This is a genomic window from Dyella thailandensis (genome assembly GCF_050749815.1).
Taxonomy (GTDB): Bacteria; Pseudomonadota; Gammaproteobacteria; order Xanthomonadales; family Rhodanobacteraceae; genus Dyella_A.
The window spans coordinates 450,066-474,645 of the sequence record NZ_CP192735.1; the positions used below are offsets into that span (position 1 = coordinate 450,066).

At 69.2% G+C, this 24,580-nt stretch carries 21 protein-coding genes; 12 read left to right on the plus strand and 9 right to left on the minus strand.

Annotated features, from left to right (window positions below; all coding sequences use genetic code 11):
- The first annotated feature begins 103 nt into the window (after nt 1–103).
- Nucleotides 104–718: a rhomboid family intramembrane serine protease gene (locus ACQVBX_RS02010; protein ID WP_431636235.1), complete on the plus strand. Its 615-nt coding sequence runs from the start codon at nt 104–106 to the stop codon at nt 716–718.
- A gap of 201 nt (nt 719–919) precedes the next feature.
- Here ACQVBX_RS02010 and rapA read toward each other — a convergent pair whose 3' ends face one another.
- The 6 genes from rapA to ACQVBX_RS02040 all read right to left on the minus strand — a co-directional run bounded on the left by rapA (nt 920) and on the right by ACQVBX_RS02040 (nt 11,907).
- On the minus strand, nt 920–3,760 hold the full coding sequence (rapA, locus tag ACQVBX_RS02015; RefSeq protein WP_431636236.1) for an RNA polymerase-associated protein RapA: 2,841 nt from the start codon (nt 3,758–3,760) through the stop codon (nt 920–922).
- Between the two features lie 72 nt (nt 3,761–3,832).
- Complete coding sequence (locus ACQVBX_RS02020) at nt 3,833–4,510, minus strand: Fe2+-dependent dioxygenase (protein ID WP_431636237.1); 678 nt, start codon at nt 4,508–4,510, stop codon at nt 3,833–3,835.
- Between the two features lie 14 nt (nt 4,511–4,524).
- Nucleotides 4,525–6,822 (minus strand): catecholate siderophore receptor Fiu, encoded by a 2,298-nt coding sequence (locus ACQVBX_RS02025; protein ID WP_431636238.1) that lies wholly within the window; start codon nt 6,820–6,822, stop codon nt 4,525–4,527.
- Between the two features lie 275 nt (nt 6,823–7,097).
- On the minus strand, nt 7,098–9,215 hold the full coding sequence (locus ACQVBX_RS02030) for a M13 family metallopeptidase (protein WP_431636239.1): 2,118 nt from the start codon (nt 9,213–9,215) through the stop codon (nt 7,098–7,100).
- Between the two features lie 117 nt (nt 9,216–9,332).
- On the minus strand, nt 9,333–11,150 hold the full coding sequence (locus ACQVBX_RS02035) for a M14 family metallopeptidase (RefSeq protein ID WP_431636240.1): 1,818 nt from the start codon (nt 11,148–11,150) through the stop codon (nt 9,333–9,335).
- A gap of 106 nt (nt 11,151–11,256) precedes the next feature.
- On the minus strand, nt 11,257–11,907 hold the full coding sequence (locus ACQVBX_RS02040; protein ID WP_431636241.1) for a DUF502 domain-containing protein: 651 nt from the start codon (nt 11,905–11,907) through the stop codon (nt 11,257–11,259).
- Nucleotides 11,908–12,043: 136 nt separating this feature from the next.
- Here ACQVBX_RS02040 and ACQVBX_RS02045 point away from each other — a divergent pair, with 136 nt between their 5' ends.
- The gene (locus ACQVBX_RS02045; RefSeq protein ID WP_431636242.1) at nt 12,044–12,568 is read left to right on the plus strand and encodes an RNA polymerase sigma factor; all 525 of its coding nucleotides are present in this window, start codon (nt 12,044–12,046) and stop codon (nt 12,566–12,568) included.
- Nucleotides 12,569–12,570: 2 nt separating this feature from the next.
- Nucleotides 12,571–13,242 carry a hypothetical protein gene (locus ACQVBX_RS02050; protein WP_431636243.1) on the plus strand — a complete coding sequence of 224 codons (672 nt, stop codon included), beginning with the start codon at nt 12,571–12,573 and terminating at the stop codon, nt 13,240–13,242.
- An 8-nt stretch (nt 13,243–13,250) separates the two neighbouring features.
- Here the strand turns inward: ACQVBX_RS02050 and ACQVBX_RS02055 are convergent, their stop codons facing one another.
- Both ACQVBX_RS02055 and trxA read right to left on the minus strand, forming a co-directional pair.
- A complete protein-coding gene (locus tag ACQVBX_RS02055) occupies nt 13,251–13,703 on the minus strand; it encodes a DUF4442 domain-containing protein (protein ID WP_431636244.1) in 453 nt (150 codons plus the stop codon).
- A gap of 108 nt (nt 13,704–13,811) precedes the next feature.
- The gene (gene trxA / locus ACQVBX_RS02060; protein WP_431636245.1) at nt 13,812–14,678 is read right to left on the minus strand and encodes a thioredoxin; all 867 of its coding nucleotides are present in this window, start codon (nt 14,676–14,678) and stop codon (nt 13,812–13,814) included.
- A gap of 158 nt (nt 14,679–14,836) precedes the next feature.
- Between trxA and ACQVBX_RS02065 the strand changes: the two genes are divergently transcribed.
- The 9 genes from ACQVBX_RS02065 to ACQVBX_RS02105 all read left to right on the plus strand — a co-directional run bounded on the left by ACQVBX_RS02065 (nt 14,837) and on the right by ACQVBX_RS02105 (nt 23,866).
- On the plus strand, nt 14,837–15,463 hold the full coding sequence (locus ACQVBX_RS02065) for a paraquat-inducible protein A (protein WP_431638092.1): 627 nt from the start codon (nt 14,837–14,839) through the stop codon (nt 15,461–15,463).
- On the plus strand, nt 15,460–16,083 hold the full coding sequence (locus ACQVBX_RS02070) for a paraquat-inducible protein A (RefSeq protein WP_431636246.1): 624 nt from the start codon (nt 15,460–15,462) through the stop codon (nt 16,081–16,083). Before ACQVBX_RS02065 ends, ACQVBX_RS02070 begins: the two co-directional genes overlap by 4 nt.
- Nucleotides 16,076–17,752: an intermembrane transport protein PqiB gene (locus tag ACQVBX_RS02075; protein ID WP_431636247.1), complete on the plus strand. Its 1,677-nt coding sequence runs from the start codon at nt 16,076–16,078 to the stop codon at nt 17,750–17,752. Before ACQVBX_RS02070 ends, ACQVBX_RS02075 begins: the two co-directional genes overlap by 8 nt.
- Nucleotides 17,749–18,378: a PqiC family protein gene (locus ACQVBX_RS02080; RefSeq protein ID WP_431636248.1), complete on the plus strand. Its 630-nt coding sequence runs from the start codon at nt 17,749–17,751 to the stop codon at nt 18,376–18,378. Before ACQVBX_RS02075 ends, ACQVBX_RS02080 begins: the two co-directional genes overlap by 4 nt.
- A 128-nt stretch (nt 18,379–18,506) precedes the next feature.
- Nucleotides 18,507–21,302 (plus strand): leucine--tRNA ligase, encoded by a 2,796-nt coding sequence (gene leuS / locus ACQVBX_RS02085; protein ID WP_431636249.1) that lies wholly within the window; start codon nt 18,507–18,509, stop codon nt 21,300–21,302.
- Between the two features lie 5 nt (nt 21,303–21,307).
- Nucleotides 21,308–21,832 (plus strand): LPS assembly lipoprotein LptE, encoded by a 525-nt coding sequence (gene lptE, locus ACQVBX_RS02090; RefSeq protein WP_431636250.1) that lies wholly within the window; start codon nt 21,308–21,310, stop codon nt 21,830–21,832.
- 3 nt (nt 21,833–21,835) lie between these two features.
- Nucleotides 21,836–22,849: a DNA polymerase III subunit delta gene (gene holA / locus ACQVBX_RS02095; RefSeq protein WP_431636251.1), complete on the plus strand. Its 1,014-nt coding sequence runs from the start codon at nt 21,836–21,838 to the stop codon at nt 22,847–22,849.
- Nucleotides 22,846–23,487, plus strand: coding sequence for a nicotinate-nucleotide adenylyltransferase (gene nadD / locus ACQVBX_RS02100; protein ID WP_431636252.1), 642 nt, complete (start codon nt 22,846–22,848; stop codon nt 23,485–23,487). The genes holA and nadD overlap by 4 nt, the downstream gene beginning before the upstream one ends.
- A 91-nt stretch (nt 23,488–23,578) precedes the next feature.
- Nucleotides 23,579–23,866, plus strand: a complete 288-nt coding sequence (locus tag ACQVBX_RS02105; protein WP_431636253.1) for a hypothetical protein — start codon at nt 23,579–23,581, stop codon at nt 23,864–23,866.
- A gap of 34 nt (nt 23,867–23,900) precedes the next feature.
- Here the strand turns inward: ACQVBX_RS02105 and msrB are convergent, their stop codons facing one another.
- Complete coding sequence (msrB, locus tag ACQVBX_RS02110; protein WP_431636254.1) at nt 23,901–24,506, minus strand: peptide-methionine (R)-S-oxide reductase MsrB; 606 nt, start codon at nt 24,504–24,506, stop codon at nt 23,901–23,903.
- Nucleotides 24,507–24,580 lie beyond the last annotated feature (74 nt).

The window sequence follows — 24,580 nt, forward strand, 5'->3', positions numbered from 1 at the left end:
CGAGCGGGCTCCTACGGTGGATCGTGGTGCTACCCGTTGGCGAACCGACTGGGCGGCGCGCGGTCTGTGATGCCGCTGCCGTCTGCAGCCCCAAGGAAACCCCATGCCGATCTCGCTTCCGCCCGTCACCCGCAATCTGCTGATCGCCAACGTGGCGGTGTTCCTGCTGCAGCAGGTGATGCCGGGCCTGATCGGCTGGCTGGCGCTGTGGCCGCTGGGCAGCGGGCTGTTCGAGCCGTGGCAGATCGTCACTAACGGTTTCATGCACGGCGGCGTTGCGCACATCGCCTTCAACATGCTGGCGCTGTACATGTTCGGCGGGCAGATCGAGCGGCTGTTCGGCGCGCGGCACTACACCATCTACTACTTCACCTGCCTGGTGGTGGCCTCGCTGCTGCAACTGGTGGTGCTGCGCTGGTTCCTGCACGACTTCGAGACCCCCACGGTGGGCGCGTCGGGCGCGATCTTCGGCCTGCTGCTGGCGTTCGGCATGATGTATCCGCACGAGAAGGTGTACTTCATCCTGCTGCCGATCCCGATGCCGGCGTGGTTGTTCGTGATCCTCTACGGCGGGCTGGAACTGCTCTCGGGCGTGTTCGGCTGGATGCCGGGGGTGGCGCACTTCGCGCACCTGGGCGGCATGCTCGGTGGCTGGCTGCTGATCCAGTACTGGCGCGGGCGCTTTCCGATCAAGCCGCGTCGGCGATTGCTGCGCTAGGACGCATCCCAATGTCTGCGAGGTTGACGCTCGATGCCGGATGGCTGGAGCATCGCGGCGCCGGCGCTTCGACTTCGCTTGCTTGCGCAAGCTACGCTCAGCGCGAACGGGTAAGGTGGCCCTGGCGCGAGTCGCGCATTCCTTGAACAAAAAGGAACGGCGGCCGATGGCCGCCGTTCCTGCTTGCATCGGCGTAAACGCTCAGCGCAGTGCCAGGAAATCCGCGCTGACCACGAAGCGCACCGCGTCCAGTCGCAGGCGCGACTTGGGCAAGGCCTCGAGCAGCGCGTCGCGCTCGGCCTGCACGGTGGCGATTTCCGCCGCGCTGATTGACGGATTCACCGCACGCAGCGCGTGCAGGCGGGCCAGTTCGGCATCGAGCGTTTCGGTCGCCAGGGCGGTGGCCTCGGCGACGTGCGTCGCGGCGCGGTTGCCGGCGGCTGCCTCGGCCTTCTCCAGCATCGGCGGCACCAGCTTGTTGAGGAACTTGCGGTAGCGCGCCACTTCGATGGTGCGGTCGGCCGCCTTGCGCAGCGCGATCTCGCTGGGCTGGAAGTCGTCGCGCTCGGCCAGGCGGGTGTCGATGGTGACCACGATCGGCAGGGTCGGCAGGAACCGTTCGGCATCGAGCCCGCGATCAGCCACGCACTCGAGCAGGTACACCGCCTGCAGCAGCGCGCTGCGCGGGCCAAGCACGTCGTCCACCATGAACGCCGCATTGCCCTGCTCGCCGGAGAGCGTGAGATCCATCGCGCCCAGCACCAGCGGGTGATCCAGCCGCAGCAGCGGCAGTTCCTCGCGCGCCAGCGCGAGGTCGCGATCGAAGGTGACCGAGACCGGGCCGTCGGCGAAGCCGGGCAGGGCGTCGGTGGACAGGTATTGCGGATCGAGCAGCAGCACCTTCGGGCCGAGCTCTTCGGCGTGGATGCCGAACTGCTCCAGCAGGCGCTGCACGAAGGCGTCGCGCGAGGGATCGACGTCCTCGCGGCGGGACGCCTGGCTCAGTTCCTCGGCGTGCAGGTCGCGGCTGGCGGCCAGTTCCAGCAGGTGGTCGCGGCCGGCGCGGATCAGCTCGGCCAGCTCCTCGTGACTGGCGCGCGTCTCGGCGATCAGCACGTCCAGTTCCTGATCGCGGCCGTCGGCACTGCGCGCGTGCTCGCCGGCCAGTTCGGCCAGCGATTGGCCGTAGCGGCGCAGCAGCTCGCGGCCGTCGGCGGGGCTCGAGCGGAAGGCATCCAGGCCTTCGTCGTACCAGCGCGCCAGCACGTGCTGCGCGCTGCCCTCGATGGCCAGCACATGGATGGAAATGTCGTGCTGCTGGCCGATGCGGTCGAGCCGGCCGATGCGCTGCTCGAGCAGGTCCGGATCCAGCGGCAGGTCCCACAGCACCAGGCGATGGGCGAACTGGAAGTTGCGCCCTTCCGAGCCGATCTCCGAGCACAGCAGCAGCCGTGCGCCGTCGGGCTGGGCAAAGAACGCCGCGTTGCGGTCGCGCTGGATGATGCCCAAGCCTTCGTGGAAGCGGGCGATGCCGGCGCCGGTGCGCGTGCGCAGCGCTTCTTCCAGCGCCAGCACCTTGGCCTGGCTGCGGCAGATCAGCAAGAACTTGTCCTGCGGGTGTTTCTCGAGAAGGTCGACCAGCGCCTGCAGACGCGGATCTTCGCTGTAGTCCAGCGCGAGGATCGGCGCGGGCTGCTGGATGTCGGCGTGGAACTCGGCCAGCAGCGACTGGCGCGCACCGTCGTCCAGAAGATCCGGATCGAGCAGATGCCACACCGGCAGGCGCTTGGGAAAGCCGCCGATGCCGGCGCGGCGGTTGCGGAACATGGCGCGGCCGGTGCCGTGGCGGTCGATCAGCGCGGCGAGGATGGCGCGCGCGTGCTCGGGCTTGATCGTCTCGGCCAGCTGCGCGGTGAGCTCGGCGTCGCCGGCCAGCGCGGCGGCCAGCATGCTGCGCTGCTCGACGTCGAGCGGCTGGTTCTCCAGCAGGCGGTCGGCCACCTGCGACAGCGCCTGGAAGGTGTCGGCCTCTGCCAGGTAGGCGTCCAGATCGCTGTAGCGCTGCGGATCGAGCAGGCGCAGGCGGGCGAAGTGGCCGCTGCGGCCGAGCTGCTCGGGCGTGGCGGTGAGCAGGATCACCCCGGGCGTCTGCGCTGCGAGCTTCTCCACCAGCGCGTAGCGCGGGCTGGCCGCTTCCGGCGTCCACTCCAGATGGTGCGCCTCGTCCACCACCAGCAGGTCCCAGCCGGCGTCGAGCAGCTGCTGCGCGCGCTTGGGCGAGGATTCCAGGAAGCCGAAATCGGCGATCACCAGCTGCTCGTCCTCGAACGGATTGCTGCCCGGCTCGGACTGCTCCAGCGCTTCGCAGCGCTCCTCGTCGTAGATCGCGAAGCTGAGGTTGAAGCGGCGCATCAGCTCGACGAACCACTGGTACACCAGCGTGTCCGGCAGCAGCACCAGCGCGCGCGTGGCACGGCCGGTGGCGAGCTGGCGGGCGAGGATCATGCCGGCCTCGATGGTCTTGCCCAGACCCACTTCGTCGGCCAGCAGCACGCGTGGCGGACGGCGCGCCGCGGCGATGCCCGCCACGCGCAGCTGGTGCGGCACCAGGCCCACGCGCGCGGCGGCGAGGCCCCAGGTGGGCGAGCGGCGCGCCTCGGCGCGGCGACGCAGGGCGTCAAGGCGCAGCTCGAACTGGGCGACCGGATCGGTGCGCCCGCCGATCAGTCGATCGTCGGCCTGGCTCACGCTCTGTTCGTCGTCGAGCTGGCCTTCCTCCATCTCGCGGCCCTCGCCGCGATAGACGAACAGGCCCTCGCGCACGTCCACGCGCTCGACCAGGAAGGAGATGCCCTTGCCGGCGATGCGCTGGCCGGGACGGAATTCGGCGCGCACCAGCGGCGCGGACTCCATCGCGTAGGGCCGCAGCACGCCGGCCTTGGCGAACAACACCTGCACGCCGCGTCCTTCGACGCGCAGCACGGTGCCCAGGCCCAGTTCGGGTTCGGCGGTGGAGATCCAGCGTTGACCAGGTACGAACATTGCAAAACCGCGTAGCGACAAAGGCCGCCGATTATCCGCCCCTTGCCGCGCGCAGGGAACAGCGTGCGGCGATCAGGTTTCGCTCCATTCGCGCAACAGGTTGTGATAGACGCCGGTGAGCTGCAGCACGGCCGCCGCATCGGCATGGCTGGCACGCAGCGCCTGGATCGCCTGATCCAGCTCGAACAGCGTGCGGCGGCGGCGCTCGTCGCGCACCAGGCTCTGCACCCAGAAGAACGCCGCGACCCGCGCGCCGCGCGTCACCGGCGCCACCCGGTGCAGGCTGCTGGCCGGATAGATCACCAGGTCGCCGGCCGGCAGCTTCACCGCGTGCTCGCCGTAGGTGTCGCTGACGATCAGCTCGCCGCCGTCGTAGCTGGCCGGATCGGCGAGGAACAGCGTGCCGGCGATGTCGCTGCGCAGCTGGTTGCCGTCGGGCAACGCCATCACCGCGCCGTCGACGTGCAAGCCGTACTCGCCGCCGCCCTCGTAGCGGTTGAAGCGTGGCGGCAGCATGCGCAGCGGGAGCGTGGCGGCATGGAACAACGGATGGCGCGCCAGCGCCGACTGCACCTGCGCGGCCAGCGCATGGCGCAGCGGCGAAGCGTCCGGCAACTGCCGGTTGCGCTTCACCTCGCGGCCCTGCGCGCCCACCGTCTCGCGGCCGTCGGTCCAGTCGGCGTTATCCAGCGCCTGCTGCAACTGGGTCAGTTCGGCGGGATCGAGCACGGCGGGCAGGTGCAGCAGCATGGTCTTCGACCCGGTCAGAAGCGGAAGTTGGCGGTGAGCATCGCCGATCGCGGCGTGCCCGGGGTGTAGCGGTAGCCGCTCTTGTTGATCGCGGCCACGTAGCGCTTGTCGAACAGGTTGTAGAGGTTGAGCTGGAGGCTGAGATGCCGGTTCACCGGCAGGCTGGCCACGGCGTCGAACACCCAGTACGCCTCGGTAGCGGTCGGCGTGCCGATGGCGCCATCGGTGCCGCGCTTGAGCCCGCCCACGTAGCGCGCGCCGCCGCCGAGGGTGAGGCCGGAGGTCCAGCGGTAGGTGGTCCAGCTGGTGAAGGCGCGCTTCGGGGTGTAGGCCAGGTCGCGCGAGCCGTCGCTGCTCACCACGGCGCCCTTGAGCACGGTGGCATCCATCGTGGTGAAGCCGGCGCTGATTGCCCAGTGCTCGGTGAGCCGGCCGACCGCGCCCAGTTCCACGCCCTGCACGCGCTTGCGGCCGACCTGGTAGTACTGCTGGTCTACCGGGTCCTGCACCAGTTCGTTGCTGACGGTGGTGCGGTAGAGCGCGCCGGTGAGCATCAGCTTGCCGTCGAGCACATCCCACTTGGTGCCCACTTCCACCGTGCGGGCCTTCTGCGGATCGAGGTTGGGATTGTCCGCGCTGTTCGCTGCGCTGCTCAGGGTGAGCGTGTTGCCGCCCGGCGGCTCCTGCGACTGCGCCACGTTGACGTAGACGCTGCCGTTCGCGGCCGGCTTGTACAGCACGCCGAGCTTGTAGTTGGGCAGGTTGCCGGAGCTGCGCGTGTCCAGCCCCGGCACCGGCGTGGAGGCCGGTAGCGTGCCGCAGGCCGGTGCGTTGCGCGCGCCGCACAGCACGGCGCTGTCGAAGTCGGTGGTGTAGTGGTCGAAGCGGGCGCCGGCGTTGATCTTCCAGTGCTCGCCGAAGCTCAGCGTGTCGAAGGCATAGACCGCGGCCGTGCGGGTGACGCCGCGACTGCGCGCACCGGTACGCCCCACCAGCAGGCCGCCGACGTCGGGATCGGGTGCGTACAGGCTGGCGGCGGGGAGCTTGCTGCCATCCAGCGCGGCCTCGCCAACCGCGCTGGCTTCCTCGCGCGTCAGCTCGACACCGAGGCTGAGGTCGTGATCGACGTGGCGGCCTTCGGCGTGTACGCGCAGATTGGTCTGGTTGGTCAGGATACGGTTGGTCTGGTCCTTGAACGTGGGCAGGTCGCGGGTGATCGTCCAGGTGGCCGGATCGGCGGGGTCGGGCGTGAGCAGGTTGGCCGCGGTCGTGCGGTAGGAGATCAGCTGGTAGTCCTGGTGCGTGCGCGCCCAGCGTGCGGTGTTCTGCAGGGTGACGTCGGGCGAGAAGTCGTGCTGCACGATCGCGGTGAGCATGTCCGAGCGCACGTCGTCGTGGTCGCCCAGGGTGCCGTAGAAGTTCGACGGATCGACCGGCGCGGCGTCGTCCAGGAACGGGCGCGTCGGGTCGGGCGTGCCGTAGCCGGGCAGGCCGATGGTGGGGACGCCGCCGTCCGGGCGGTTGTGCTGCGTGACGTGCAGCGCATCGAGATAAACCCGTGTGGCCGTCTTCAGGCCGAACGCGAGCGAGGGCGCCACGCCCCAGCGCTTGTTGCGCAGGTCGTCGCGGCCGGGCACGCCGCTGTCCTGGCCCAGCACATTGAGCCGGAAGGCGGCTGTGGGCGACAGCGTCTGGTTCCAATCGGCGGTCGCGCGACGCTGGGTGGCGCTGCCGTAGGCGAGCGAGCCAGACACGGCATTGCTCGCCATCGGCTGCTTGCTGACCAGGTTGATCGCGCCGGTGGGCGCGGTGCGGCCGTAGGTGGTGCCGTCCGGGCCCTTGGTCACCTCGATCTGCTCGAGGTTGAACACGTCGCGCGAGTAGGAGCCGAGGTCGCGCACGCCATCGACAAAGATGCTGCCGGAGGTGTCGAAGCCGCGCATGGTGATGCCGTCACCGGTGGTGGTGGTGCCGTTCTCGCCGGCGTAGAAGGTGCCCACGCCCGGGCTGTTGCGCAGCGCCTCGGTGAGCGTGGTGGCGCCCTGCTGTTCGATCAGGTCGCGACCGATCACCTGCACGGTCTGCGCGGTGTCGAGCAGCGGCTGGGTGTACTTGGGCGAGGACAGCTCGTCGACGCGGTAGTCCGGGCCGCGGTTCGCTTCCACCTTCAGGCCGGGCAGGCGGCGCGCCTGGCTGATCTGGGCGACGGTGTCCACGTCGCTCGCGGTGGCGAGCGCGGGGGCGAGCGCCAGGCCGGTGAGCAGGGCGGCGGTGGTCGGGAGGGCGTGCTTGCGCGACGTGATGAAGGCCATGCGGATTCCTTGCGGCAACGGTCTGCCCCGTCGGTGGGCCGGGCCCTGGATGTGGGCCAGCCGGCACCGTTCCGCGCTGCGGCGGCAGTGCGGGTAGGACGGGAGCGGGTGATGCGCTGGCGACCGTTGAGGCGGGCTGGGCGCGGAGTCGCCATGGTACTCAAATGAGAATGATTTGCAACACGAGCCAGGTGCCGCGCACAAAAAAGCCCCGCACTCGCGTGCGGGGCTTCGGGCCTCACCCCGCCCGAGGGCGGGGCGTCAGCGGTACCGCCTTACCAGATCTTCACCTGCTGGTCGCCGGTGCGAACCATCGCGTCGCCCGGCTTGCACTGGAACGCCGCCGCGAAGGCCGGCATGTTCGACGGCGCGCCGATCGCGCGCAGCGAGGCCGGTGCGTGCGGGTCGGTGTTGAGCTGCAGCAGCGCCTGCTTGTCGCGGATGCTGCCACGCCACACGCGGGCCCAGTTGAGGAAGAAGCGCTGGTCTTCGGTGTAGCCGTCGATCTTCTTGCCGGCTTCCTCGGGGTGGTTCTTCAGCGCCACCTGCAGCGCGTCGTACGCCACGTTCAGGCCACCCAGGTCGGCGATGTTCTCGCCCAGGGTGAGCTTGCCGTTGACGTGCGCGTCCGGGTGCGCCTTGATCGGCGTGTACGAGTTGAACTGCGCGACGAGCTTGTCGGTGCGGGCGTCGAACTTGGCGCGGTCGTCCTTGGTCCACCAGTTCTTGTTGTTGCCGTCACCGTCGAACTGGCTGCCCTCGTCGTCGAAGCCGTGGCTGGCCTCGTGACCAATCACCGCACCGATGCCGCCGTAGTTGATAGCGTCGTCGGCGTTGGCGTCGAAGAACGGCGGCTGCAGGATCGCGGCCGGGAAGTTGATCGTGTTGTCGGTCGGGTTGTAGTACGCGTTGACCGTCTGCGGGGTCATGCCCCACTCCTTGCGGTCGGTCGGCTTGCCGATCTTGTCGATGTCGTAGCGGTAGTTGTACTTACCGGCGGCCATCACGTTGGCGTAGAAGTTGTCCGGGGTGACAGTGAGGCCGGACCAGTCACGCCACTTGTCGGGGTAGCCGATCTTGGGCAGGAAGGTGTTCCACTTGGCGATCGCCTTTTCCTTGGTCTCGGCGCTCATCCAATCGAGGTTCTCGATGCGCGCCTTGAGCGCGTTGCGCACGTTGTCGACCAGCTCCTGCGCGCGGGCCTTGGCTTCCGGGGTGAACTCCTGCTTCACGTAGAGCTCGCCCAGCGCCATGCCCATGCCGGAGTTGACGGTACCCAGCACGCGCTTCCACAGCGGCTTCTGTTCCGGCTGGCCGGACAGCGTCTTGCCGTAGAAGTCGAACTTGTTGTCGGCGAACGCCTTGGTCAGGTACGGCGAGGCGTCGTCGGCCACGTGGAAGCGCAGGTAGGCCTGCCACTGGCTCACCGGCGCCTTGGCCAGCAGCTGGTCGAACTCGGCGAAGAACTTCGGCTGCGACAGCGAGAAGCCCTTGTCGATGGTGACGTCCTGCGCCTTGAAGAACTTCTCCCAGCTGAAATGCGGGGTGACCTTGTCGGCGTCCTTGACGCTGACGAAGTGGTACTGGTGCTCGGGCGTGCGCAGCTCCACCGGCGCGAAGGAGGCCTTGGCCAGCTCGGTTTCGAACGCCAGCACCTGGTCGGCCTGCTTCTTGGCGTCCTCGGCGGACACGCCGGTGAGCTCCAGCGTCTTGGCGATGTAGCCGAGGTAGGCCTTGCGCTCGTCGGCGTGCTTCGGATCGAGGTAGTAGTCCTTGGTCGGCAGCCCCAGGCCGCTCTGGAAGGTGTAGCCGATCTGCATGTCGGCGTGCTGGAAGTCGGCGCCGGAGCCGAACGAGAACACCTGCTGGTCGCCGTCGGCGAAGCTCTTGGTCAGGTAGTCGGCCACGTCGTTGCCGTTCTTCAGCGCGGCGATCGCCTCGAGCTTGGGCTTGATCGGATCGAAGCCGGCCTTCTCGCGGGCGGCCTCGTCCATGCCGGACTGGTACAGGTAGCCGATCTTCTGCTCGATCGAGCCGGCCGGCGCGCTGGCGGCGTTCTTGGCGGCGTCTTCGACGATGCTGTGCTGGGTGTTGAGGCTGTCCTCGGCCAGCTTGTCGAACGCACCCCAGCGGCTGCGGTCGTTCGGGATCGGGTTGGCGGCGACCCACTTGTCGTTGACGAAGCCGTTGAAGTCCTGGCAGGCGTTGATGTTGGAGTCCAGCTCGCTCACGTCGAACGCGCTCTTGGGCGCCGGTGCAGCTGCTGCGGTGGCGGCAGTGCTGGCCTTGGCCGGCGCGGCCGGAGCGGCGGCCTGCTCCTGCTTGCCGCAGGCGGCCAGCGAAAGCGCGACGCTGACGCCGAGCGCCAGGGGTTTCAGGTACGGCTTGGTCATGGATGTCCCTCTGTGGATGGTTTGCCCGCAGGCGAGCGTTGAACGCAGGTGCTGACCGGCCGGCGGCCGGCGGTCATGACTTTTGACGCTAGGCCAAGAGTCATGGGTCAGACAGTGTCAAAGGTCAGGGGTAGGGGCGGCGGTCGATGGGCCGTCATGGCCCGCCAGGGCGCGCCACTGCGCGGCATCCAGCCGCAGCACCGGGTAGGCGCCGACGGCCTGGCTGGCATACCAGGGCGAGCTTTCGAAGAAGTACTCCAGGCGGGCGCGCGGGCTGGCCGCAAAGGCGGCATCGCTGGCCAGGCGGTGCTGGAAGTCGGCCTTCAACGCCGGATCCTTCGCCAGCATGTCGCGGGCGAGCTGCTCCAGCACGCGCGGCTCGCTGTACTCCTTCGGCTCGAAGACCGCATCAAGGTAGCCCCAGTGCAGCAGCGAGTCGGGCGCCTGCGGCTCGAGCAACGCGATGGCCACGTTGGCGGCGCGCTGGTCCATCGGCACGATCGCCGAGCCAGGCGGCAGGGTGATCTCGCGGGTCACCGGAGTGACGTCGACGTCGCGCAGCATCAGGTGGCCCTCGAACGGCGCATCGGCCCAGTGCGGATGATCGAGCTGGTAGCCGGCGGCGCGGACGGTTACGGCGTGGTCGATCCGCTGCATGGCGATGCCGTGGGCGGCGAGGCGATCGATTACCACGGTCCACTGGGCCGGGACCACGTACGCCGCCGGCGGCGTCACCGAGAGATCCGGCAGCAGGTCGTTCCAGTTGGGGATGCGGTAGGTGCGCGGCGTGTGCGGGTCGTAGTGAATCCACTCGCTGCCGGAAACGTCGCTGTGGGTGAGCGTGAAGGCGTAGCCCTTGAGCTGGTACGGCGTGGACTCCGGCGAGGGCTTGAAGGTGATCGGCACCTGCGCGCCGGGCTGGCCGGCGCGGGCGATCACGCGCGCATCCGCAGCCGCGTTGGCGGCCAGCAGTGGTGCAGGCGCGGCATCGATCTGCGCCAGCAGCTCGTGCACCAGGTCGTAGGTGGCGCGCACGCGTACGGCATAGGGCTTGAGCATGTGGGTTTCGATCAACAGCGCGGGCCGGTTCTGCAGCGCGGCGTAGCCGGTGGAGAAGCGCGGGCCGGAGCCGAAATTGACGATGCCCTTGGTCGGGTCGCGGCCGTCCTTGAATTCCAGATAGATCGAGGCGAGGTGGCCACGCTTTTCGTAGGCCGGAATCGCCTTGGCCATCAGCGCCTGTTGCCAGGCGGAGACGCCGGGGTCGAGCTTGTGGGCGTCCTCCAGGTACCAGGTGAGGTCATATTGGTAGTCCGCGCCGTCGGTGGTGTGTACGTCGATCAGGAAGTCCGGCAGCCAGCGCTGCCACAGCTTCAGCCACGCGCGCATCTCCGGCGCGTCGGCCTTGATGTAGTCGCGGTTGAGGTTGAGGTACTGCGCCTGGCCGCGGAAACCCTGGCGTTCGGGGCCATTCTGGTTGATGCGGTGGTAAGGCGAGCTGTTTTCGTGGCCGTCCGCGCTGAACACCGGAATGAACACCAGCACCGAGTGATCGAGCACGTGCGGCCACTTGCCGGTGACGGCGATATCCCGCAGCAGCATCAGGCCGGCGTCCTTGCCCTCGATCTCGCCCGGGTGGATGCCCGCCTGCAGCAACACCACCGGTTTGTGCGCGGCGCGCGCGGCGGCCGGGTTGAACGTGCCGTCGCCGCTGGCAATCACCGCCATCATCGGCCGTCCTTCCGGCGTGGTGCCGAAGTGCACCAGCTTCAGCTTGTCCGGCGCAGCGCCTTGCAGGCGCTGCAGGTAGGCGAGCGTGTCGGCGTAGCTGGGCGTGGTGCGAAAGTGCGCCGCCTCGGCGGGCGTGGTCCAGTCGGTGGCTTGCGCGCTTAGCGCGGCGAGGCCGAGCAGGCAGGCGAGGATCAGTCGGGGCATGAGGTGTCCTGGATGAAGCCGATGTTGGCCGGATCGTGCAGGAGCGCACCCTGTGCGCGAATGCCCGTCGTCACGTGACGGAAAGCATCGCGCACAGGGTGCGCTTCTACAGCGGCATGCGGCTGGCGGGCAGGGTGTCCGGGGCTACCGCGCCGCCGGAGATGATGAAGGCCATCGCCTGGTCCATTGTCCAGTCGGTCGGGGTGAGCTCGTCCACCGGCACCACCACCAGGTAGCCGCCGGTGGGATTGGGCGTGGTGGGGATGTACACCGCCGCCATCTCGCGGCCGCTGCCCTGCTCGGTCATCACGCGGGTGACAAAGCCGGCGACCTTCATGCCCGGGCGTGGAAAGTCGATCAGCACCACGCGCTGCACGCCCGACGGCTTCTGCTGCAGCACGGCCATCAGCTTCTTGGTGCCGCCGTAGATGGTCTGCACCAGCGGGATGCGGGCCAGCAGGTTGTCGAAGCCATCAATGATGCGCTTGCCGACCATGCGCGTCGCCACCCAGCCGAGCGCGTACAGCGCCAGCACGGTGAGCACCAGCGCCATCAGCGCCAGCGTCCAGCCGTGGCCGAGCGCGGCGGCGGCATCCGGTGCTGCCAGGCCCAGCGCCCGGCGCACCAGCGTGGCCATCGGCGCCCCCAGCCCGGCCAGCACGCCGAACACGAACTTGAACACCAGCCAGGTCACCCACAGCGGCAGGAAGGTCAGCAGGCCGGTGAGTACGTAGCGTTTGACGCGCAGGGGTCGCATCGGGGCGGCATCCTCGGGGAGGGAAAGCGTTCGATTGTAAGCGCCGGCTGGCCGCGAGCCGACCGCAGCGACGGATGGTGTGATTTTTTTCCCGCGCCGTGCGAATCATGCTGGCAATCGGGGAACAGGATTTTGCATGCGCACCGCCACTCACTCACCGCCGTTCGAGGCGCTGCTGCACGAGCATCGCGGGATCATTCTCAAGGTGGCGGCCGTCTACGCCCGCGACCTGGAGGATCGCCGCGACCTGGCGCAGGAGATCCGCGTGCAGCTGTGGCGCTCGTTCGGCCGCTACGACGCGAGCCGCGCCAAGCTGTCGACCTGGATGTATCGCATCGCGCTCAACGTGGCGATCTCCTACCGGCGGCGCGACGGCGCCCTGCTGGCCGGGCGCGTCGAACCGCTGGATGCGCATCACCTGGACACCCTGGCGGATTCCGGCGCTGCGGAGGAAGACGAGCGCCTGACCGCGCTGTACGCCTTCATCGGCGAGCTCGATGCGCTCAATCGCGCGCTGATCCTGCTGTACCTGGAGGACCGCAGTTACGCGGAGATCGCCGAGGTGCTGGGGATCAGCGAAACCAATGTCGCGACCAAGATCGGTCGCATCAAGCAGAAGCTGCGCGGACGTGCCGCTGCAGCGACCCTCACCGGAGCATGAGCATGGAACTGGACGAGATGAAGCTGGCCTGGCAGGCCCTGGATCGACGCCTCGCCGCGCAACAGGCGATCCAGTGGCGGGGGTTCCGCGATGGGCGTCTGGAGCGCATGCAGCATCGGCTGCGGCCGCTGGCCTGGTGGCTGGTCGTGCAGATCCCGCTGGGTGCCGCACTGATGCTGTGGGGCATCGTGTCCTGGTCCGGTCATCTGGGCGATGCGCGGGCGATGGCGCCGGGCGTGGTGATGCAGGTGTTCGGGCTGCTCTCGGTGATGATCCCGGCGCGCACGCTGGTGCTGTTGCGGGGGATCGACTTCGCCGCCCCGGTGCTGGAGATCCAGCGCCGCCTCGCCGACCTGCGCGCTTGGCGCGTGCGCGTAGAAGGGCCGGTGTCGGCGCTGCTGGGCAGCGTGATCTGGATTCCCGCGCTGCTCATGCTGGCTCAGGCTGACGCAGATCGGTTCGGACTGAACCTGTGGGACCACGCTCGGCCCGGGCTGGTGGGATGGCTGGTGTCCTCGGCGCTGGTCTCGCTCGCCTTGGTCGGCCTGGGCTACCTGCTGCTGCGAAGGCTCGGCCGTCTGGACTGGCTGGCCAACCATCTGACCGGAGCGTCGCTGCGCCGGGCGCAGGCCGAACTCGACGCGCTGCGGCAATTCGAGGAGGAGGCCGCCTGACCGGCGGCTCAGCGCGCCCGCGGCTTGAGCCGCACGTAGAGCTGCTTGCGCACCCGGGCCACCACCTCACCGGACGCGGTGGTGACCTCGGTCTCGAACCAGCGCAGCACCTTGCCGCCACCGGCGGCGGCCTGGCGCAGCTCGTCCACCACCGACGGCGCCAGCTTGAAGTGCGCGTAGACGTCCTCGCGGCCGGGTGCGACGAAGTCGATCGCACCGGCCTTGTCCCACACCAAGTAATCGCGGCCCAGCTGGTGCATGGCCAGCAGCATCCAGAACGGGTCGGTCATGGCGAACAGGTTGCCGCCGAACTGGGTGCGCACGTAGTTGCGGTTCCACGGGCGCAGCCGCAGCACCACCCGCGCCTCGCTCCAGTCATCGCTCAATGACTGCAGGCGAATGCTGTTGAACAGGAACGGCGGCCAGAGATTGAGCAGGCGGCGGAAGGTGCTGGGGCGCATCAACTGGGCTCGCGGGGCGGTGGGCCCCCGAGCTTAGCGCAAACATACGAATGCGTATGGAGTGATGCCCCGAGGCGAGCCGCCACGCGTGGCGGCGTTGCCCGGCGCTCAGAACAGCAGCGAAGCCATGCGCCGGCGGTAGCGGCCGACCAGCTCCGCATCGTCCAGCGTGGCGAAGGCGGCGAGCAGGTGCTTCTTGGCCGCGCCATCGTTCCAGTCGCGCGCTTTTTCCAGAATCGTGAGGAACTGGTCCAGGCCGGCGGCGGCGTCGTTCTCCAGCAGCAGCCGCACGCCGAGCTGATCGCGCGCGGCCCAGTCGGCCGGGTCGGCCGCCACGCGCTGGCGCAGGGTGGCCAGGTCGGGCGCACCGTCGAGGGCGCGGGCGAGGTCGAGCTGGCTGCGCAGGCGCACGGCGCGCGCGTCGGTGGCGAGCTTGGCCGGCAAGGCGTCGAGTTCGGCCTGCGCGCCGGCGACGCTGCCTACCCGCATCAGCGCCAGCGCCAGGTCGAGCTTCAGCTCGTCCTGGTTCGGCTCGGCGGCGATCGCCTGCTGCAGGCGGTTCACCGCGTCTTCGGGCGATTCGACCGCTTCGGCGACCGCCTCCTCCGCGGCGGGCGCACCCTCCAGCGGCTGCACGTGGCGCGACAGGAACTCGCGCAGCTGGCCCAGCGGCAGCGCGCCGGCGAAGCCATCGAGGATCTGTCCGTCCTTCACCAGCATCACGGTGGGAATCGAGCGGATGCCGAACATCGCGGCGAGCTGCTGGTGCGCGTCCACATCGATCTTGCCGAGCCGGAACGCGCCGTTGTACTCGGCGGCGAGCTGCTCGAGCAGCGGGCCCAGCGTCTTGCACGGCTCGCACCAGGTGGCCCAGAAGTCCACCAGCACGGGCGTGTTCAGCGAGGCCTGCAGCACATCGGCCTCGAAATTGTCCTGGGTGACTTCGAAGACGTGCGGGAGGGTGGAATCGGTCACGGTCATGCTCCAGGCGGCGATGGCGCCCGAAGATCGGGGCGTCGCCGAGCATATCAAGGCTCACGCCGGCTCGACCGCGGTCGCACGAAGTTCAGCGCCAGCGCGCCAGATTTGCGAGAATCCTCACGATGACCTGCTCGGAAAGCGGCACGCCACGCATGGGTACCACCACGCCAACGACCACGGCCGGGCTGCTCATCTGCGAGCACTGCGACACGGTATACCGCCGTCGCCCGCTCGCGCGGGGCGAGGTGGCGTGCTGCGAGCGTTGCAACTTCGTGCTCGAGCGCCATCCGCGGCTGGGCCCGGATCAGCTGCTCGCGCTCACCGCCACGGCGATGGTGGTGTTCGTGCAGGCCAACATCTGGCCGATCGTCACGCTGGAACTCAACGGTCGCCCGAGCAGCACCACGCTGTGGGGCACGATCATCACGATGTGGCAGCAGCACGCCGAGGTGGTGGCGGTACTGGCCTCGCTGACGCTGTTCTTTTTTCCGCTGCTGAAGATGACGCTGTTCGGCTGGGTGTTCTGGTTCGCCCGGCGCGGTGAGCGCGGGCCGGGCTTTCGCAGCGCCATGATCGCGCTGCACTACCTGCGGCCGTGGACGATGAGCGAGGTGTTCGTGCTCGGCGCGATGGTGGCGATCGTCAAGGCGCGGGTGTATTTCGAGGTGGTGCCCGATCCGGGCATCTTCGCCTACGGCGCGCTGATGCTGCTGATCACCGTGTTCGGCACGGTCGACCTGCGCCAGTTGTGGGACGTGACGCAGGAGCGGCGCCGATGAGCGCGCTGCCGCGCGCCGGCGAGCTGGGCTTGATCGGCTGCCATGTGTGCGGCCTGGTCTGCCGCGACACGCGCACGCACGATCTCGCCTGCCCGCGCTGCGGCGCGCAGCTGCATCGGCGCAAGTCGGCCAGCATCAGCCGCACCTGGGCGCTGCTGATCGCCGCCTTCATCTTCTACCTGCCGGCCAACCTGCTGCCGATCATGCGCACGGTGAGCCTGGGCGACGTGGACGACAACACCATTCTCAGCGGCGTGGTGGAGCTGTGGGTGAAGGGCTCGCCCGACCTGGCCGTCATCGTCTTCACGGCAAGTATCGTGGTGCCCATGCTGAAGTTCCTGGTGCTGGGCATGCTGCTGATCAGCGCGCGCCGCGGCAGCAGTTGGGCGCAGCGGCAGCGTGCGAAGCTCTACCGGCTGGTGGAATTCATCGGCTACTGGTCGATGCTCGACGTGTTCGTGGTGGCGCTGCTGACCGCGCTGGTGCGCTTCGGCGTGCTGAGCCAGGTGGAGCCGCTGCCGGGGGTGATCTATTTCGGCCTGACCGTGGTGGCGACGATGCTCGCTTCGATGAGCTTCGACCCGCGCCTGATCTGGGATAACAGGGACAACGATGACTGAAGAAACCGCTCCGTCCGGCGACGACCTGCCGCAGCCCGTGGTGCACCGGCGGCGCTTCGGCGCCTCGCTGATCTGGCTGGTGCCGATCCTGGCGGCGCTGGTGGGCCTGTCGCTGGTGGTCAACAGCTGGCTGCAGGCCGGGCCGAGCATCACCATCAGCTTCGATTCCGCGCAGGGGCTGGACCCCGGCAAGACGCCGGTGAAATACAAGAACGTGGTGATCGGCAAGGTCACCCGCATCGGCCTCACGCCCGATCGCAGCAAGGTGCGCGTGAAGGTGGCGCTGGACAAGAGCGCCGAGGGCTTCGCCAAGGCCGACACGCGATTCTGGGTGGTGCGTCCGCGCATCGGGCTCGGTGGCGTATCGGGCGTGGATACCTTGCTCTCCGGCGCGTTCATCGGCGTCGACGTGGGTACCTCGCAGGAGTCGCGCTACGACTTCACCGGGCTGGAGCAGCCGCCCGCGGTCACCTACGGCGCGCCGGGCAAGAGCTTCGCGCTGCACGCGGAGGATCTGGGCTCGCTGGATATCGGCTCGCCGGTGTATTTCCGCCGTATCCAGGTCGGCCGGGTGTCGTCGTATGCGCTGGACAAGGATGGCAAGGGCGTCACCTTCCAGATCTTCGTCGACGGCCCGTACGACCGCTTCGTCAGCCGCTCCTCGCGCTTCTGGAACGCCAGCGGGCTGGACGTGTCGCTGGGCGCCAACGGCTTGAAGGTGAACACCCAGTCGCTGGCCGCGGTGCTGGCCGGCGGCGTGGCATTCCAGGACCCACCCGGGCCGCACGACGCCAGCGCGGCGCCGGAAGGTTCCACCTATCGGCTGTTTGACGAGAAGGCCACCGCGATGGCGCCGCCGGACGGTCCGCCGCAGTACGTGCGCATGCGCTTCGATCAGTCGTTGCGCGGGCTCGCGGTGGATGCGCCGGTGGAGTTCCTCGGCATCAACATTGGCCGCGTGGTGTCGATCAACATGGATTACGACGAGAAGCGTGAGCGCTTCCCGGTGACGGTCGGCGCGGTGATCTATCCGCAGCGGCTCGGCCGCGCCTACGACAAGCTCGCGGCGCTGTCGCAGGCGCACGGCGAGGGCGGCGACCTGGCGCCGATGATCGGCAAGCTGGTCGCCCACGGCCTGCGTGCGCAGGCGCGCACCGGCAACCTGCTCACCGGCCAGCTCTACATTGCGATGGACTTCCTGCCCAAGGCGCCCAAGGCGGACTTCGATGCCACCGCCAAGCCGCTGGAAATTCCCACCGCGCCGGGCAGCTTCGACAAGCTGCAGGAGCAGTTGGCCGAGATCGTCGACAAGATCCACAAGATCCCGTTCGACAGCATCGGCGTGCATTTGAACGACTCGCTGGCCAACCTCGACAAGACCCTCAAGCAGGTCAACGGCGAGGTGCTGCCGGAGTTCAAGGGCACGCTCAAGGACGCCCGCAAGACGCTGGGCACCACCAGCAGCGCGCTGTCGTCCGACTCGCCGCTGCAGCAGAACCTGCAGGGCACGCTGCAGGAGCTGCAGCGCATGGCGCGTTCGCTGCGCGTGTTCAGCGACTACCTCGGCACGCATCCGGAGGCGTTGATCCGCGGCCGCAAGGCCGATCCCGCGCCGGCACCGCGTACGCCTACCAAATCGCCCACGAATGCTGCCGGGAGCCAGCCATGACGCGCTTGATCCACCTGCTGTCCCGCCGCCTCGCGCCGATCGCCGCCGCGTTGGCGCTGGGCGCCTGCGCCTCGGCGCCTACGCATTACTACACGCTAGTCGCGCCCGCGGCAGGGGCGATGGCACCGGCGGCCGCGGCGCCCGGACTGCCGTTCGAGCTGCTGCCGGTAAGCGTGCCGGCGCAGGACGACCAACCGCAACTGGTGATCCGTCAGGGCGGGCAGGGCGTGGCCCTGCTCGACGGTCATCGCTGGATCGCGCCGCTGGGCGACGAGATCCGCGGGGCGCTTTCGGCCGATCTGGCCCAGGCGCTGGGTCGCCCCGACGTGAGCGGACTAGCCCATGAGGGCGCCCGCGTGGCGAGGATCAAGGTCGACGTGCGCCGCTTCGATTCCCAGCCCGGCAGCGACGCGCTGCTGGAGGCGGCCTGGAGCGTGCGCGTGATGGGCGGCGACGCGCCCGAGCGCACCCTGGCCTGCACCAGTCGCTTCAGCCAGGCCGTGTCCGGCGCCGGCTACGACGCCCTGGTGCAGGCGCATCAGCAGGCGTTGGGCCAGCTGGCCGGCGAGGTGGCCGCGGCGGTCCGCGCGCTGGCCGACGGCAGCGCCCGCTGCCCCGGCGGCTGAGCAGGCCCGATCCCGCCGGCGCAGGCTTGGCGGGGGCTCGGCGCTTGGGCTAGGCTGGCCGGCTTCACGCAGCAGCGGCTCGACTGGCCGCAGGCGCTGCCGCATCACGCATCAACGGCATTGGACACATGCAGAACATCGACGATCAGGGTTCCCCTTCCGCCAACGCCGAAGCGGGCGAGCACGGCTACCGGCCGCAGGCGGTCGAGGCGGCCGCGCAGCAGTACTGGACGGCCGAGCGCGCCTACGAGGTGAGCGAGGACGCCAGCCGTCCGAAGTTCTACTGCCTGTCGATGCTGCCGTACCCGTCCGGTGCGCTGCACATGGGCCATGTGCGCAACTACACCATCGGCGACGTAATCAGCCGCTTCCAGCGCATGCAGGGCAAGAACGTGCTGCAGCCGATGGGCTGGGATGCGTTCGGCCTGCCGGCGGAAAACGCCGCCATCAAGAACCGCACCGCGCCGGCGAAGTGGACTTACGCCAACATCGAGCACATGCGCGGGCAGCTGAAGTCGCTGGGCTACGCGATCGACTGGTCGCGCGAGTTCGCCACCTGCAAGCCGGACTACTACGTGCACGAGCAGCGGATGTTCGTGCGGCTGATGAAGAAGGGCCTGGCCTACCGCAAGAACAGCGTGGTGAACTGGGACCCGGTCGACCAGACCGTGCTGGCCAACGAGCAGGTGATCGACGGCCGCGGCTGGCGCACCGGCGCGCTGGTGGAAAAGCGCGAGATCCCGCAGTGGTTCCTGAAGATCACCGACTACGCGCAGGAGCTGCTGGACGGCCTGGACACGCTGCCGGGCTGGCCGGACGCGGTCAAGACCATGCAGCGCAACTGGATCGGCCGCAGCGAGGGCCTGGAGATCCGCTTCGACGTCGAGGACGCCGACGGCCGCCCGGTGGAGCCGCTGACGGTGTTCACCACGCGGCCGGACACGCTGATGGGCGTCACCTTCGTCTCGGTGGCCGGCGAGCATCCGCTGGCGCTGCAGGCGGCGCAGGGCAACGAGCGGCTGGCTGCGTTCCTGGAGGAGCTGCGCCAGGGCGGGGTGTCCGAAGCCGAACTGGAGACCCAGGAAAAGCGCGGCATGGACACCGGCCTGCGCGCGGTGCATCCGATCACCGGCGAGAAGATCCCGGTGTTCGTGGCCAACTTCGTGCTGATGGGCTACGGCACCGGCGCGGTGATGGCGGTGCCCGGGCATGACGAGCGCGACTGGGCGTTCGCGAAGAAGTACAGCCTGCCGATCCGCATGGTGATCGTCAGCCGCGCGGTGGTCGACGCGCTGGCGGAAATCCGCCACGACCTGAAGGCCGGCGTCGGCGCCGACCCGATGCGCATCGCGCTGCGCGGCGGCGACACCGACGCCTACGACACTTCCGCCGCCGTGCGCCTGGTTGAGGATTTCGAGCGCGCCATCCAGGAGGACGGCGCCTGGACCGAGCGCGGCATCCTGGTCAATTCCGGCGAGTTCGACGGCATGGATTTCGCCCAGGCGCTGGACGCCCTGGCCGCCCGGCTGGAAGGCGAAGGCCGCGGCCAGCGCCGCGTGAACTACCGCCTGCGCGACTGGGGCGTGAGCCGCCAGCGCTACTGGGGCTGCCCGATCCCGGTGATCCGTTGCCCGGCCTGCGGCGACGTGCCGGTGCCGGAAGACCAGCTGCCGGTGCGGCTGCCGGAAGACGTGGCCGACGTGTATTCCAAGGGCGGCGGCGTGCAGTCGCCGATCAAGGCCGACCCCGAGTGGCGTAAGACCACCTGTCCCGGGTGCGGCGGCGCGGCCGAGCGCGAAACCGACACCTTCGACACCTTCATGGAGTCGAGCTGGTACTACGCGCGCTACACCAGCCCGGGTGCCGCCGAACAGGTCGACGCGCGCGCCAACTACTGGCTGCCGGTGGACCAGTACATCGGCGGTATCGAGCACGCGATCCTGCACCTTTTGTACTTCCGCTTCTATCACAAGCTCATGCGCGACGCGGGGCTGGTGCAGTCCGACGAGCCGGCCACGAATCTGCTGTGCCAGGGCATGGTGATCGCCGAGACGTTCTATCGCGAGAACGCCGACGGCTCGAAGGACTGGATCAATCCGGCCGATGTCGAAATCGAGCGCGACGACAAGGCGCGCGTGATCGGCGCGCGACTGAAGTCCGACGGCAAGCCGGTGCAGATCGGCGGCACCGAGAAGATGTCCAAGTCGAAGAACAACGGCGTGGACCCGCAGAGCATGGTGGACAAGTTCGGCGCCGACACGGTGCGCCTGTTCTCGATGTTCGCAGCGCCGCCGGAGCAGTCGCTGGAGTGGAGCGAGGCCGGCGTGGAGGGCATGGCGCGCTTCCTGCGCCGGTTCTGGCGCGAGGTGACCACGCATGCGTCGCAGCCGGATCATCCGGTAGTCGATCCGGCCGCGCTCGACGCCGGCCAGAAGGCGCTGCGCCGCCAGTTGCACGAGACGATCCAGAAGGTCGGCGACGATTTTGGCCGTCGCCACGCGTTCAACACCGCGATCGCCGCGCTGATGGAACTGCTCAACGCGCTGGGCAAGTTCACCGACATGAGCGAGCAGGGCCGCGCCGTGCGCCACGAGGCGCTGGAGGCGATGGTGCTGCTGCTCAACCCGGTCACGCCGCACCTGAGCCACGCGCTGTGGCAGGTGCTCGGCCATCCGGAAACAGTGCTGGAGATGCTGCCGTGGCCGCGCGTGGACGAGTCCGCGCTGGTGCGCGATTCGCTGACCCTCGCGGTGCAGGTCAACGGCAAGCTGCGCGGCACCATCGAGGTGCCGGCCAACGCCTCGAAGGACGAGGCCGAAGCGCTGGCCCGCGCGCATCCGCAGGTACTCGCGTATCTTGAAGGCCTGACCGTGCGCAAAGTGATCGTGGTGCCGGGCAAGATCGTCAACATCGTCGCAGGATGAAATCCATGAGCCGCCTCGTGAAGCTGTTGCCCCTGCTGGTCCTGGCCCTGCTGCTGTCCGGCTGCGGCTTCCATCTGCGCCAGAGCGTGGCGCTGCCTGCGTCGATGCAGCACATCCATCTCACCGTGAACAACGGCGGCGATCTGCAGCGCAACCTGGCCCGTGCGCTGCGCAACTCCGGCATCACGGTCGAGGACGCCAGCGGCCCGGGCGTGGCCGAACTGGCCGTGCCGCAGGCGAGCTTCAGCACCGATTCGCTGAGCATCAGCGGCGGCGCGCGCGTCACCGAATACTCGGTGCACTACCAGGTGAAGTTCAGCGTCAGCGACGCCGCCGGTCAGGTGCTGCTGCCGCTGCAGGACATCCAGATGTCGCGCGAGTACAGCTACGACGCCACCAACACCATCGGCAACGACGCCCAGGTGCAGGAGATCCAGCGCAGCCTGGTCGACGACATGGTGCAGTCGATCCTGTTCCGTCTGCAGGCGGCCGCCAAGCGCGCCGACTCCGCGGCGGCCGGCACGCCCTAAGCCATGCCGCTGGCGCCTGCGCAATGGCAGAAGACGCTGGCCGGCGATCGCCTGCACAGCGTCTACCTGCTGGCCGGCGAGGAGCTGCTGGTGCTGGAAGCGGCCGACGCGCTGCGTGCGCAGGCGCGCCGGCTCGGCTACAGCGAACGCGACGTGCTTGAAACCGGCCAGCACTTCGACTGGGATGACCTCGCCCGCGCCGCGGCCGGCATGTCACTGTTCGCCACGCGCCGGCTGATCGACCTGCGCCTGCCCACCGGGCGCCCGGGCGTCGAGGGTGCCAAGGCGATCACCGCGTTCTGCGAAAACCCGCCACCCGACGTCACGCTGCTGATCACCGCGACCGACTGGAGCGCCAAGCATGACGGCGCCTGGAGCAAGAAGCTCGACGCCGCCGGTGCGATGGTGGTGTTCAACGCGCCGCGCCCGCACGAGTGGGCCAGCTGGATCGGCGCGCGGCTCGCTTCGCGTGGGCTCAGCGCCACGCCGGATGCCGCCGCACTGCTGGCGCAGCGGGTCGAGGGCAACCTGCTCGCTGCCGCACAGGAAGTGGACAAGCTCGTCGTGCTGCACGATGGCAAGGGCCGCATCGGCGCCGACGAGATGGAGAGCCTGGTCGCCGACAGTGCGCGCTACGACGCGTTCAAGCTCACCGATGCCGCGTTCGCCGGTGACGGCGGTCGCGCCCTGCGCGTGCTGGCCGGCCTGCGTGCCGAGGGCGAGGATCTGATCCCGATGATGGGCTGGGTGGTCAACCAGCTGCAGCTGGCGCTGCGCCTGGCCAACGCGCGCGATTTCGCCGCCCAGGCCAAGGCCGAGCGGCTGTGGCAGTCGCGCGAGCAGCTGTTCCGCCAGGCGCTGCGCCGTGCGCCGCGCGAGCACTGGCTCAAATGCCTCGCCCGCGCGGCGCGCATCGACCGCATCGCCAAGGGCCGCGAGTTTGGTGACGCCTGGCTGGAGGCCGAGCGGCTGATCGCCGCCATGGCTGAACCGCGCGCGGCCGCCGCGCTGGCATGAAGCCGCTGGCGATCCTCGGCGGCACCTTCGATCCGGTGCATATCGGCCACCTCTGTGTGGCCTGGGAGGCAAGCGAGCTGCTCGACGCCGAGGTGCATCTGCTGCCCGCCAGCGTGCCGCCGCACCGCCCGCCGCCGATCGCCTCCGTCGAGCAGCGCGTGGCCATGCTGCGCGCCGCGCTGGCCGGACAGGACCGCCTGCAACTGGACCTGCGCGAGCTGGAGCGCGCCGGCCCCTCCTACAGCGTGGACACGCTGGAGGCACTGCGTGCGGAGCACGGTAATCGTCCGCTGGTGCTGCTGATGGGCGCCGACGCCTTCGCCGGGCTGTCGACCTGGCATCGCTGGCAGCGCCTGTTCGAGCTGGCACACCTGGGCGTGTTCGCGCGACCGGGATACCCCTCCGGCTGGCCAGCCGAACTGGATGCCTGGGTGCAGGGCCGGCTGGCGACGCCGCACGACGATTGGCGCCAGCAGCCGGCCGGTCGCGTGCTGCCGATGGAAGTGACGCCGCTGGAAGTCTCTGCCACCCGTATCCGCAGCCTGCTCGCGCAGGGGCGGTCGCCGCGCTATCTGCTGCCCGACCGTCTCGTGGATACGCCCGGTCTGCTCGATGCCTATCGGCCATGCCAGGAATGACGCCTGTCACTGGCTGCCTGCACGGCGGCCCTCTACGGGGTCGCTGGACAAACTTCGAGCGACAAGACCGGTGAAGCAGCAGGATCGAGGGATGTGGCGACGTCGCACTTTGGCGGCAGTCGGCGTCGTGCTTCTGCTGGCGCTGAGTGCGCATCCGGAGCTGTTTTCCATCGGCACTCTGGTCGATGCGCTGGGCATCGATGGCCTGTGGCTGCTGCTCGAGCTCCAGCTGACCGGCGTGCTGCTGACGGGCCTGGCGTGGTGCCGCCCGTATCTGCGTCCGGTGGGCCACGCGATCGGAGATTTTCTGCGCGATTGCGGCGGTCCGGTCGGACAGTACGGCTACCTCTGGTTGGCGACGCGCCCGCGCGCTCGCTGAGCCGGGTCTGCCCGCGCAGTACGGTCGGTGGCGTTCAAGCCGTGCGCGGCACGAAGCGCAACGCCACCGAGTTCATGCAGTAGCGCAGGCCGGTGGGGCGCGGGCCGTCGTCGAACACGTGGCCGAGGTGGCTGTCGCAGCCGGCGCAGCGGATCTCCGTGCGCACCATGCCGAAGGTGGTGTCGCGCTTTTCGATCACGTTGGCCGCGGCGATCGGTTGCCAGAAGCTCGGCCAGCCGGTGCCGGAGTCGAACTCGGTGGCGGCATCGAACAGTGCCGTGGCGCAGCCGGGACAACGAAACAGGCCGGGGCGGTCGGGTTTCTCGTGGTCGCCGCTGAAGGCGCGTTCGGTACCGTCCTGGCGCATCACGTAGTACGCCGCCGGGGAGAGGCGGCGGCGCCATTCGGCCTCGCTCAGCACCAGGCGTTTGACCTTGCACGGGCCCAGCGCGCGGCCATCGTCGGCGAAGCACTGCAGCGTGACCCTGCCCGCTGCGTCCGGCGCCGCGGCGCCCTGGTCGCGGGCGAACAGCCGGGGCACGAACGTCAGCCCGCCGAGCGCGGCCAGTGCACCGCCGGCCAGCGTGGCGCGCAGCAGGCGGCGGCGCTCCAGCATCACGAGTTCCTGGGTTCGGGACATGGGTGTTTCCTCACGATCGTTCGGTGAAGCCCTTCGGCCGTTTCCGTTCGCTAGTCGGGCGTGCGCGGTTACCT